The sequence below is a fragment of the Pelosinus propionicus DSM 13327 genome, from assembly GCF_900114615.1.
Classification (GTDB): domain Bacteria; phylum Bacillota; class Negativicutes; order DSM-13327; family DSM-13327; genus Pelosinus; species Pelosinus propionicus.
In genome coordinates, this window is record NZ_FOTS01000008.1 from 42808 (window position 1) to 54608 (window position 11801).

The 11801-nt window shown below is 40.8% G+C and carries 10 protein-coding genes; 4 read left to right on the forward strand and 6 right to left on the reverse strand.

Features of this window, described 5'->3' with window-relative positions:
• Positions 1-29: 29 nt before the first annotated feature.
• From BMZ99_RS05735 to BMZ99_RS05745, 3 genes are read left to right on the forward strand one after another with little or no spacing between them, the layout of a single operon-like run.
• Positions 30-1079 carry a FecCD family ABC transporter permease gene (locus BMZ99_RS05735; protein WP_090933844.1) on the forward strand — a complete coding sequence of 350 codons (1050 nt, stop codon included), beginning with the start codon at positions 30-32 and terminating at the stop codon, positions 1077-1079.
• On the forward strand, positions 1080-2108 hold the full coding sequence (locus BMZ99_RS05740) for a FecCD family ABC transporter permease (protein WP_090933846.1): 1029 nt from the start codon (positions 1080-1082) through the stop codon (positions 2106-2108).
• Positions 2109-2141: 33 nt separating this feature from the next.
• Positions 2142-2927, forward strand: coding sequence for an ABC transporter ATP-binding protein (locus BMZ99_RS05745; RefSeq protein ID WP_090933848.1), 786 nt, complete (start codon positions 2142-2144; stop codon positions 2925-2927).
• Positions 2928-3035: 108 nt separating this feature from the next.
• Here BMZ99_RS05745 and BMZ99_RS05750 read toward each other — a convergent pair whose 3' ends face one another.
• From BMZ99_RS05750 to upp, 4 genes are all read right to left on the reverse strand, one after another.
• Positions 3036-3899, reverse strand: a complete 864-nt coding sequence (locus tag BMZ99_RS05750) for a 2-oxoacid:ferredoxin oxidoreductase subunit beta (RefSeq protein WP_090933851.1) — start codon at positions 3897-3899, stop codon at positions 3036-3038.
• Positions 3899-5656, reverse strand: a complete 1758-nt coding sequence (locus tag BMZ99_RS05755) for a 2-oxoacid:acceptor oxidoreductase subunit alpha (protein WP_090933853.1) — start codon at positions 5654-5656, stop codon at positions 3899-3901. Before BMZ99_RS05755 ends, BMZ99_RS05750 begins: the two co-directional genes overlap by 1 nt.
• Before the next feature lie 226 nt (positions 5657-5882).
• Positions 5883-6125, reverse strand: a complete 243-nt coding sequence (locus BMZ99_RS05760) for a hypothetical protein (protein WP_036680902.1) — start codon at positions 6123-6125, stop codon at positions 5883-5885.
• A 218-nt stretch (positions 6126-6343) separates the two neighbouring features.
• Positions 6344-6970: a uracil phosphoribosyltransferase gene (upp, locus tag BMZ99_RS05765; RefSeq protein ID WP_090933855.1), complete on the reverse strand. Its 627-nt coding sequence runs from the start codon at positions 6968-6970 to the stop codon at positions 6344-6346.
• Between the two features lie 166 nt (positions 6971-7136).
• On the opposite strand from upp, the gene splB reads away from it, so the two are divergent.
• On the forward strand, positions 7137-8165 hold the full coding sequence (gene splB / locus BMZ99_RS05770) for a spore photoproduct lyase (RefSeq protein WP_090933857.1): 1029 nt from the start codon (positions 7137-7139) through the stop codon (positions 8163-8165).
• A 51-nt stretch (positions 8166-8216) separates the two neighbouring features.
• Here the strand turns inward: splB and BMZ99_RS05775 are convergent, their stop codons facing one another.
• The gene (locus BMZ99_RS05775) at positions 8217-9602 is read right to left on the reverse strand and encodes a PhoH family protein (RefSeq protein ID WP_090933859.1); all 1386 of its coding nucleotides are present in this window, start codon (positions 9600-9602) and stop codon (positions 8217-8219) included.
• A gap of 245 nt (positions 9603-9847) precedes the next feature.
• On the reverse strand, positions 9848-11623 hold the full coding sequence (locus tag BMZ99_RS05780) for an ATP-binding protein (protein WP_090933860.1): 1776 nt from the start codon (positions 11621-11623) through the stop codon (positions 9848-9850).
• Positions 11624-11801: the final 178 nt, after the last annotated feature.

The following is an 11801-nucleotide window of genomic DNA, read 5'->3' on the forward strand; positions in this document are numbered from 1 at the left end:
GAATAAATGGTATGGAGGTGATGGCATAGATGAAAGTTTCAATAAATGACTCTGTTCGTTCAGATCCGTTTGTAAATAAAATAGGTCGCTCTTGGAGAGCGCTGTTAGTGATTATAGTTGGAATTTGTGTGCTAGTGATATCCATGGCATTCTCTCTTACACAGGGCGTGGTGCAGATGCCTCTGTCTGCTGCATGGGATGCACTAATGCACTTTACTCCCGGTTCAATGCAGCATTTAATTATACAGGATTTACGTCTGCCTCGTGTGTTGGCAAGTGCGTTAGTAGGGGCTGCTTTAGCTGTGGCTGGTGCAGTGATGCAGGGCATCACGCAGAACCCCATGGCGGATTCCGGTCTAATGGGGCTTAATGCAGGAGCAAGTTTTATACTGTCTCTCTGTTTTGCCTTTTTGCCCGGTCTATCTTACAACTACATCATTTTATATTCTTTTCTCGGTGCTTCGATGAGTGCTGGAATGGTATATGGGATTAGTTCCCTGCAGCGGGGAGGAGCGACTCCTATGAAGCTGGTGTTGGCCGGAATTGCGGTTAGTGCGCTGCTGGCAGCAATCGGCCATGGTATTGCTATTTATTTTGGTGTCGCACAGGAGATAAGCTTTTGGACGGCAGGTGGTGTTGCGGGGACGACGTGGCAGCAGCTTCGCATATTGTTTCCGTGTATAGCAGTGACTTTATTTGCAGCGATCCTGCTTTCCCGCTCCATTTCGCTGCTCAGCTTAGGAGATGACATTGCTCAGGGGCTGGGACTAAGGGTGAATATTGTAAAGTTCGCCGCTGCTCTTGTTGTCTTAGTACTGGCAGGAGCTTCCGTATCCGTAGTAGGGCCTGTGGGCTTAGTCGGACTTATTATTCCTCATATTGCTCGTTATTTGGTAGGGGTAGACTACGGCTGGATCATTCCTTCCTCGGCAGTGCTGGGGAGCTTGCTGCTGGTATTGGCAGATCTGGGTGCACGGATGCTTAATCCTCTGCATGAAACACCAATCGGTGCTATCATTGCCCTCATCGGTGTCCCTTTTTTCCTGTACTTAGCACGTAAACAAAGGAGGGAGGCGTAGATGGGTTCTACGGGCCGGCAAAAGAAGAAAAAAAACTCAAAAATTATTGCTGTGCTGCTTGTACTAGGGGTTTTACTGGTTCTTTCCATCATCTTCAGCATGAAATCCGGCTATACCCATTTAACTTTTCATGATCTTCTACGCATCCTCCTTGGAGGTGGCAGTGACAAAGAGAATTTAGTCTTGTTTACTTTTAGGATGCCTCGTATCATCATTGCTATGCTGGTCGGTGCGGGACTTGCCCTCTCAGGATGTATCATTCAGGGAATAGCCAGAAATGCGTTGGCTGACCCTGGACTGCTTGGAATTAACGCCGGTGCTGGATTGATGGTTGTACTATTTGTCCTGCTTTTTCCAACAAAAACGGCCCTTTCTATATTCACTCTGCCCTTTCTGGCACTGATTGGCGCTGGCCTTGCAGCAGTACTGATTTACCTATTAGCTTATAAAAATCTAGAGGGATTATCTCCCCTGCGCCTGATTTTAACGGGAGTAGGTATGCAGGTTGGGATCAGTGCTGCCATGATTGTTTTGGTGATTCTTTTGGACGAGAGTCAGTTTAATTTTGTCACAGTGTGGCAGGCGGGGCGCATCTGGGGCGCTAGCTGGAAGTTTGTCATAGCACTGCTGCCATGGCTGCTAGTACTGGTTCCTTATGTATTTTTCAAGGCGCGGGTACTAGATGTACTGGGTGCTGGTGAGGAAATTGCCTTGGGGTTGGGCGTAGCGGTAGAACAAGAGCGAAGGATATTATTGGCGGCTGCAGTGGCATTGGCGGCATCTTGTGTCGCCGTTAGCGGTAATATCAGTTTTGTCGGACTGATAGCCCCCCATTTAGCACGTCGCCTCGTCGGACCAGGGCATCAGATTTTATTGCCGTGTTGTGCATTGACAGGTGCCTTGCTGGTGTCCATATCGGATATAATAGCCCGGACTCTTGTGCAGCCATCGGAGATACCGACGGGTATCGTTGTTGCAGTTGTGGGTGCACCTTATTTTCTCTACCTTCTAGCGAAAAGTAGAAGATAGAGTCTTGCCATTCATTAAAAAGCAGGTGAAATTATGGATAGTATCACAACAACCAATTTAGCAATCGCCTATGATGAGAGTATCGTTATAGAAGCTTTAGAAATGAAAATTCCTCATGGAAAAATTACAACCATTATCGGTCCTAATGGTTGTGGAAAATCGAGTGTCCTTAAGGCAGTGGGGCGTATTCTGCGCTTTAAAGCGGGAGCGGTCTATTTAAATGAAGAGGATATTACAACCCTCGCGACTAAGGAAATTGCTAAAAAAATGGCGATTCTGCCACAAAGTCCTACCGCTCCTCATGGGGTGACCGTGGGAGAGTTGGTAGCATATGGACGCTTCCCTTATCAGCGGGGCTTTGGCAGGCTCGCCTTGAATGACAGAAAGATTATCGCCTGGTCCCTGGAAGTGACAAAGCTTTCAGAATTGGAACATCGTTCTGTGGATACCCTTTCCGGCGGACAGCGTCAGCGTGTGTGGATTGCTATGGCACTGGCGCAGCAGACCGATCTTATTCTGCTTGATGAGCCTACTACTTATCTTGATCTATCTCATCAGTTGGAGGTACTGGAGCTTTTAAGTGATCTTAACAAAAAGCAGGGTTATACCATTGTGATGGTCTTGCATGATTTAAATTTAGCGGCTCGTTTTGCCGATTATATGGTTGCAATCAAGGGCGGGAGCATCATCTGTCATGGGACGCCTGATGAGGTCATGGTACCTCATGCATTAAAAGAAGTTTTTCAAATTGATGCACAGATCGTTAAGGAACCACGGACAGGTCGTCCTGTGTGCGTCACTTATGATTTAGTCAGATAACGGGATAAACGTATAAGAATAAAGGGAAAAGCACGCCTTAAGAGCGTGCTTTTGTCGTTTAAAAATATGTTTTTTTCAATACAATGCTATGTGTGTTCGTTTAGGTTATTAATAGAGCTCCTTCATCAGTCCTGTTATATCCACATTATCGATCTTCTGCTGCATCAGGGATTGCTCGGAAAGCTGGGGCAGGGATTCATGAAAGGTCGGACGTATTGTACGATAATATAAACCTATAGGGATTTGTTCCCCCCATAAGCCAGCAAAAGACAGAGCCTTGTCTAGGCTGGTGGGGTCATAGCCTTTCATATTTTCAATGACTTTAACACGCTGCTGATACCATGGGTATGTATTCACATGGTTAAAAGTAACACAAGGCTGGAGAATATCAACTACGGCAAATCCGGGATGTTTAATAGCCTCAGCCATGAGAGAAACCAACTGCGTACTATTGCCGACAAATCCTCGTGCTACAAAGGTAGCTCCTGCATTTAAAGCCATTTTTACTATGTTGATAGGCTGTTCTACATTGCCAAGTGGGGCAGGAGTAAACTTTGTGACAGCTCCCAAATCACTAGTCGGTGAGGTTTGGCCTTTGGTTAAACCGTAAATTTGGTTATTATGAATAAAATAGGTAATGTCCAAATTACGTCTTGCTGTATGAATAAAATGCCCCATTCCCAGACCCATTCCATCTCCATCGCCGCCTTCGGCAATTACAGTCAGATTGTGATTCGCTAATTTGATTCCTGTGGCTACAGGCAGAGAACGGCCGTGCAAGGTTTCAATGCGATAGGTATTCACATATTGGCTGATTTTACTCGCGCAGCCAATCCCTGTGGCCAGTACCGTTTGTTCTAAATCCAAGTTAAGGGAAGTCAGGGCTTTTTTTAGTGAGTTGATGATGCCATAATTGCCACAGCCAGCACACCAGGTGGGAACATAGGATAAATTAATATCATGAGCACTCATTAGACAAGCACCTCCTTGATTTTTGCAAGAATTTCTGAAGGCACAAAAGCACGAGAGTTATATTTGAAGAAGGAATGGTCCGCTTTGTACCCCGTATGAGCAGCAATAATGCCGCCAAGCTGCCCTGTCTTATTGCCTTCAATGAGGAGGGTTTTCTTGGCTTTTTGCAAAAGTGGTTCAACAGCAGAAACTGGGAAAGGAGAAATATAGAGAACTTGCAAAAAGTTTACGGAGATCCCATGGATTGCAGCCTGTTCCATCGCTTCTAAGATCGCTCCTTTCGTTGAACCCCATGCAATAATCGTTATATCAGCTTCAGAAGGACCATAGAATTTAATGGCAGGTATCTCTTTTTCCAAAGAGGGTAATTTATTATACAGTTTATCCATACTCTCTTTAGTTATAATTGGTTCATTAAGGGCGTACTCCTTATTTCCTGAACTATAAAAACCGTCTTCTCCATGTGTATAACTAGTTGCAATATGACGCCCCCCAATTTGCCCTGGAAAAGCTCTTGTTGAAATGCCATCAGGAGTATTTTGATAGCGCAAATAAGGTTCTAGGCGATCTGCGCTTTCTTCAAAGCATTTGCCGCGATCAATTGTTAAATGATCAGTAGCAAAGAGAGGATGCGAAACCGATGAATCAGCCAAATATTTATCAGTTAAAATAATGCATGGTATTTGATATTTATCTGCGAGATTAAAAACTCGAAAGGTTTCATAAAAGCATTCTTCAATATCGCCGGGAGCTACCACAATCCGCGGGAATTCACCTTGCGAAGCATAAACGACAAAAGTTAAGTCCGCTTGTGCAGTCCGTGTTGGCAGACCAGTACTAGGACCGCCTCTTTGCGCATTGACCATAACCAGAGGGACTTCAGCTATCGCAGCAAAACCTAAGGCTTCTACCATTAAAGCAAAACCTCCGCCACTAGTGGAACCAATGGAGCGTACTCCTGTGAAAGAGGCTCCGATGAGCATGTTAATAGCGGCAATTTCATCTTCCGCTTGTTTAAAAACTAGACCATAATCTCTGCCATGATCTGCTAAATAACTTAAAACACTCGATCCTGGCGTCATGGGGTAACCAGCTGAAAATTTGCAGCCCGCTTTTATCGCAGCAATGGAAATGGCTTCATTGCCGTTAATAAGAATTTTGGGTTCTGCATGCTTATGAAAAGTAAAAGGAAATACATTCTGGGAAGGTAAGGAAGATACTACGTGTTCATATACTTCTTCTAAAATCTTAATGTTTTCCTGCTGTATATTAGCATTATGGAATTCATCTTTAATTACATCAATGACTACATTTTTGGAATAGCCTGTAAGAGCACAAAAACTCCCTAACATGGCACTGTTGATCATGATTTTAGCTCCGCCTTTAGGAATGAAACTTGCTAAGGGAACGGGATAAAGTATAGTACCTTTCGGAACCTTGCTTTCATCCACTTGAGTAGTCGCAGGGTCATATAATACAATAGCACCGGGATTTAGTTTATCCGCATAATAATCAAAGCCTTGTTGTGAAAAGAGTCCTAAGAAATCAAGGGTTTCTTCATAAGATGAAAGAGGTTGATCTGCTAGACTTACTAGACAAGAATTGAGTCCGCCTTGAATAAGTGAAGGGTATTCATTAACTAAAAAAGACCATAAGCCATTACGATTTGCTCCTTTAGCAATGATAGAACCAGCACTCATTACTCCGTAGCCAGCCTCACCAGCAAAGAGGCAGGTATAATTTCGTTTCTTCATCATAATATCCCCCTTGGTATTATTTGCCTTTCTATGACAATGACTTCGCGAAATTTAGGAGAAACCCTTTATGAAACTGACAAATAACAAGAAAAAATACGAACTATTCTTTTAACTTAATAAAGCATAATATATGGTTTTGCGTAAAAAGAGAAATAGAGTCAGTGTTTCCTTTTGCTTAAAGGAAACACTGACTCTATTTCTCCTATATGAAGGACTATATGCAATTCTAGTATAGTTCACCCTTGAGTCGTGCAGTTTCTGCCTGTTGCTCTAAGTAATACCATCGTATAGATTTTCCAATAATGCAGCGCATAGCATCAATTTTTCCTTCTTTAGCCAATTTTCTCATTTTATCGAGATCAAAGCCATTATAGGAAAAATAGCTCGCCGAGATAAAACCGCGATTTTTCAACTTCTTGCGATATTGACTCACATCTCTACTGTCTAATTCAACTTGCCAAATCGCCATACTGTATCCCAGCCTTTCGGTTTCATTATTTTTTAACTACATTATACACCTTTTTTTAAAAAAATGTTGTTATTTATATGTAAATTTAATGAAAAATTTATTGGTAATTTTTATTAATAGTACAGTTTGTGTTTATAGAAAAGACTGCAATGTTAAAAATAAGGTATACGGTCTTGTCTATTAGACAAAACTGTATACCTTACATTTACTGTTATGGATTATTTAGTACCAAAGATTCGATCACCAGCATCTCCTAAACCTGGGACAATGTATCCGTGATCATTTAATTTTTCATCAATCGCAGCGACAAAAATATCTACATCAGGGTGAGCATTATTAATTAATTGTATGCCTTCAGGTGAAGCAACCAGACACATGCACTTAATATTTTTAGCTCCTTTTCTTTTGAGGATATCAATGGAAGCAGCTAAAGAGTTGCCTGTTGCAAGCATTGGATCAATTAGAATAAAGTCTCTTTCTGCCACATCACTTGGTAGTTTACAGTAGTATTCTACAGGCATGAGGGTTTGGGGATCACGGTATAAGCCAATATGGCCTACTTTAACAGCAGGAATGAGCCTGACCACACCATTGGTCATACCTAAGCCGGCCCGCAAAATAGGAACAATGCCTAATTTTTTACCTGATAGCATTTTACAAGTGCATTTTGCAACAGGAGTTTCGATTTCTACATCTTCTAAAGGAAGATCACGAGTGATTTCAAAAGCCATTAACATTGAGATTTCTTCTAATAATTCACGAAATTCTTTGGTTCCTGTATGTATATTGCGTATTAGGGATAATTTGTGCTGAATTAGCGGATGATCGATCACTTTAGCATTCATATTCTTATCAACTACCTTTCTCAATCTATTGACTAATTTACAACAAAATACTCAAAAAAGCAACCTAACAGAAGCTTTTATTTTATTTTGCAAGAATTTCGTATAGAATTTGTCTTATTATGTTCACACTAGAGAAAATAAATTATAGATGAATAGAGGAAGTAGAATGAGCCATCAATTTATTCCCAAAAGAGCTTTCTTTGAACCCAAAGCACTAGAATATCCTATTGGACAACAGGTGTATGAACAGTTACAAGAAATGAAAGTACCGATCACGTTAACGAGATCCCATAATCGAATAACGGGTATACCAGGAGATAATCCGCAAGAGGCCTACCAAGAAGCCAAGAACACGTTGGTAGTAGGTATCCGAAAGAGCTTAAATTTTGCAGGATGCAAACCATCGGCTCACTATCAATTACCTTTAACTACGAGCTGTTCGAGTATGTGTGAATATTGCTATCTCGCTACTACTTTAGGGAAAAAGCCTTATTTAAGAGTGTATGTAAATGTGGAAGAAATATTGGATCAGGCTAGTCGTTACATCGAAACGAGAGCACCAGAAATCACCTGGTTTGAAGGGGCCGCTACTTCAGATCCAATTCCTACCGAATATTTGACGGGGCTGCTATATAAAACCATTGAGTTTTTTGGCAGACAGCCATTGGGCAGATTCCGTTTTGTTACCAAGCATGATCGAGTAGATTCTTTATTAATGGCTAAACATAACGGACATACTAGGTTTCGCTTTAGTATCAATGCAGCTTCGATTATTGAGCAGTATGAGCATAAAACACCGACCTTAAGCCAAAGGGTAGAAGCTGCTGCTAAAGTGGCGGAGAAGGGATATTTGATTGGTTTTATCATTGCTCCTATTTTTCATTATCCTGGCTGGAAAGAGGGGTATTTACAGTTATTACAGGAATTAGATAAACAGCTTCCGAAGAAGGAACGTAATAACATAACTTTTGAATTAATCTCTCATCGCTTTACTAAAAAGGCTAAAAATAACATTCTTGAAATATTTCCAGAAACGAAATTACCTATGGAAGAGCAGGAACGTAAATTTAAATACGGTCAGTTTGGTTATGGAAAATATATCTATCAGAAAGAAACGATAGACGAAATGAAAAACGATATGCAAGAAGGAGTACTTAGGTATTTTCCGGATGCCTCTATCGAGTACTTTGTATAAAAACTAGGCTCGTACAAGCCTAGTTTTTATAGATTCGATTTAATTTAATGATTATAATCTCATAGCCGCTTGTGCTGCCAAAGGAGATCTTTCGCATTCTTCAGGCAGTATGGTTACCTGAAAGCATAGTTCAGATCCAATCATTTTCTCACTGGCATAGCTTAAACCGTTCGACTGGCTGTCCAGCAGTGGATTATCAATTTGGGCTGGATCACCAATGAGTATGATTTTAGTACCCAGACCGGGACGGGTTAATACAGCCTTTGCTTGGCGTGGGGTAGCATTTTGCATTTCGTCAAAAATAACCCAATATTTTTGCAGCGACCGACCTCTTTGATATGCCAATGCTTCTGTTTGAATAATACGCTTTTCAAATAGCATATTAACCGTATCTTCAGTTTGCAGTATGTCTTTGTCTTCCATTGATGCGTTACTTGACATTAATGTAAATAGATTGTCCTTTATGGCCCTCATGTAGGGCTCAATTTTTTCGGCTTCTGTGCCAGGAAGAAAGCCAATTCCCTCATCCAGCATTGAATTTGGGCGACATATCAAAAGATGGTGATATTCCTTCGGACGGCATTCCATATAGTTGTAAAGTCCGACTGCTAAGGAATAAAAGGTTTTAGCGGTTCCAGAAATCCCTTTTAATATGACCAAGGGTGCTTCTTCAGCGCTCATCATAAGACATTCTTGCATGAAAATCTGGCCAACATTTCGAGGAGTGACTCCAAAGGGATTGCGATTTTGATAGAGCAAGTGAAGGACTTTCTTCCCATCAAAGCGACCTAATGCAGTATGACGGTCATTGTCTGTTGACCGTATTAGAAGGAATTGATTGGTAACCAGTGGGGCAGGCACTAATATGCCTGCAAAATCGTCGAAAACATAAAGAGCATCAGGGTCAATATAATGATTTGTACTCTCATGGAAGCGATTAATGACTTCACTAGAAGTATAAGCAATTAGACGTCCTGTATATTGCTGGTCTATATTTGAAACTTTATCATTACGAAAATCTTCGGCTTGAATGTTTAAAATGGAAGATTTAACACGCATATTCGTGTCGCGGCTCACTAAAATCGTTTGGTGACCGCTTTCTGCCAGTCCTTTGCAAACTTGCAGAATACGATTATCGGCTTTATCGCCTTCCCAGTGAAGCGGCATTGCAGTGGCAGTATGATTGGATTCGAGGATGAGAATTCCACCACTGTTATTGATGGGGACTCCTTTTAGTAAATTGCCTTGGCTGCGCAAGCTGTCAATGATGCGACTGACACTGCGACTGTTGCTTCCGCGTTCTGTTGATTCCTTTTTAAATTTATCCAGTTCTTCAATCACGACTTCAGGAATTACAATCGTATGTTCATTAAAAGCGTATAGGGCATTTGGAGAGTGCAATAAAACATTAGTGTCTAAGACATAATATTTCTTCAACGCTAATCCCCCTTTATTGAGAAAGTATTCTCTTTCTCATTATAAGGTTTACTAAATAAGATTACGTTAGGAATACATTAAAAATAGATTAAATTTTTGCTAAGTAAAACGTTACGTACCAAAAGATAAACGAACCGCAGAGAACACAGAGAAGAAATACATAGAGGGCTTAGAAAATGCTCCTCCGTGTTTTCTGTGCCTCTCTGCGTCCTCTGGGTTTAACGTTCTATTTTAGTGCAATTGTTTCAGGCTAGTGGTAGGCGAATGGTAAAAGTTGTTCCGATATTGACAGCACTTTTTACTTCAATCTTACCGCCATGCATTTCAACAATAAATTTTACAATCGCCAGTCCTAGCCCTGTGCCGCCGGCATTACGAGATCGTGCTCGGTCAACACGATAAAAACGATCAAAGATTAACGGTACATCAGTAGCTGGAATACCGATACCTGTATCTTCAACAATCAGTATAGCTTCGTGTCCTTCCTGAAGACAAGTTAACAGCACCTTTCCTAAAGGGGGCGTATATTTGATGCTGTTATCCAAAAGATTAATCAAGATTTGCTTTAACCAATCAGGGTTAGCCATAACGATAGGATCTGAATCTGCTTGTATATCTACAGTAATCTTTTTTTCTTCTGCATTGGTTTTAAGTTCGTCTTTTACCATATAAAGAAGAGGCGACACATGGGTCTCTTTTAGCTTAACTTGTTGTCTGTACTCATGAGAGTTCAGTTTTGCTAATTGTAATAGTTCGTTTACCAAACGCTGCATTCTTTCTGCTTCTGTATGGATAATGGTAAGAAATTTACTACTCAATTTACTGTCCGCTAAGGCACCGTCCAATAAGGTTTCTGCGAATCCCTTGATTGTCGTTAATGGTGTTGCCAATTCATGAGACGCATTAGCGACAAAATCAGATTGACGATCATGCATATCCTGCAGAGCAGTAATATCATGAAATACACTTAAGATACTAGTAATCTCATTTTCTGTAGCGGTAATTGGAGCAATAAATATTTGAAAGACCCTTACGCTGCCGTGTATATTGGCCTTAAGATAGATCAGCATATTTTTCCCTTGTTTAGTTGTCTGCTGTACTGCACGATCGAGTTGGCTGTAACCAAGAACTTGCATATTATGTTGATAAAGCATAGCATCTTGAATACCGAAAATATCCCTGGCCGTTTTATTGGCTGTGGTTATTTTTCCATAGCGATCAAGTAAAATGACCGCGTTATCCATATGCTGTAAGATCAGAGCTAGTTTTTTAGTTTCTGCAATCGTTTCATTGATTTTATCGTCTAAATTTGAGGTTAGATTATTAAGAGTATGGGCGAGTAATTCTAGCTCATCGCCAGTTCGTATATGGAGACGGCGGTCTAAATTACCATCTGCGATATCGCAGGCAGCAGTGGTGATTTCTTCTAATGGAGCGGTATATTTTCTAGCTAGCCAAATACTTAGAAGAATAGCTAATAAAGAGGTTAATAGGGTGGCAATAAGAAGTGTGGACTTAATCTGATTAAATCCAACATCAATGGCCGCCAAAGTGCTAGAAATACGAACCGCACCTACAATTTCATTGCCATTTCGTATGGGAATCGCTACATATAGCATATTTTGCCCTAAAGTGGTACTGTAGCGAATTGAAGAACCTTCATGTCCGGTGAGGGAAGAGGCAACTTCTGGCCTCTGTAAATGGTTCTCCATAGTAGCTGGATTTTCCCAGGAATCAGCAAGCACATCACCAGTAGGATTAATGACTGTTACTCGCAAATCAGTTTTAGTAGCCAATTCTTTGATACGGTGGTCAATCTGAGATTTCTCATTAGGACCGGACATATAGTTTTCTAAGAAATGCTCTGTAAGATGAGCATGGGTCGATAAGCTTGACGTCAAAATTTCTAAGTTATGCTGATAAGAATACCAAAGTAAGTATCCGCTTAACACTGGCATTGTAAATAAAATTAATAAGAGGTAGCTAATGGTTAATCGTAATTTTATACCCCATTTAAACATAGATGCCTCCTGATAAAAGTATTCTAGAAAAATAATACAATAAAAAATATGGATTGACTATGAAGATTTTACGCATAACTTAGATTTAACCTAAAAATAATGATTGCATAACAAATAGCGAGCTGTAGTTCTTTACTATTAAGTATAGATGTATAGATCGTTTGAATATGGAGGAAGA

Excerpts from the sequence above, each read along its gene's own strand:
- BMZ99_RS05735 (WP_090933844.1), top strand. The coding sequence starts at position 30 with ATGAAAGTTTCAATAAATGACTCTGTTCGTTCAGATCCGTTTGTAAAT.
- BMZ99_RS05740 (WP_090933846.1), top strand. The coding sequence starts at position 1,080 with ATGGGTTCTACGGGCCGGCAAAAGAAGAAAAAAAACTCAAAAATTATT.
- BMZ99_RS05745 (WP_090933848.1), top strand. The coding sequence starts at position 2,142 with ATGGATAGTATCACAACAACCAATTTAGCAATCGCCTATGATGAGAGT.
- BMZ99_RS05750 (WP_090933851.1), bottom strand. The coding sequence starts at position 3,899 with ATGAGTGCTCATGATATTAATTTATCCTATGTTCCCACCTGGTGTGCT.
- BMZ99_RS05755 (WP_090933853.1), bottom strand. The coding sequence starts at position 5,656 with ATGATGAAGAAACGAAATTATACCTGCCTCTTTGCTGGTGAGGCTGGC.
- BMZ99_RS05760 (WP_036680902.1), bottom strand. The coding sequence starts at position 6,125 with ATGGCGATTTGGCAAGTTGAATTAGACAGTAGAGATGTGAGTCAATAT.
- upp (WP_090933855.1), bottom strand. The coding sequence starts at position 6,970 with ATGAATGCTAAAGTGATCGATCATCCGCTAATTCAGCACAAATTATCC.
- splB (WP_090933857.1), top strand. The coding sequence starts at position 7,137 with ATGAGCCATCAATTTATTCCCAAAAGAGCTTTCTTTGAACCCAAAGCA.
- BMZ99_RS05780 (WP_090933860.1), bottom strand. The coding sequence starts at position 11,623 with ATGTTTAAATGGGGTATAAAATTACGATTAACCATTAGCTACCTCTTA.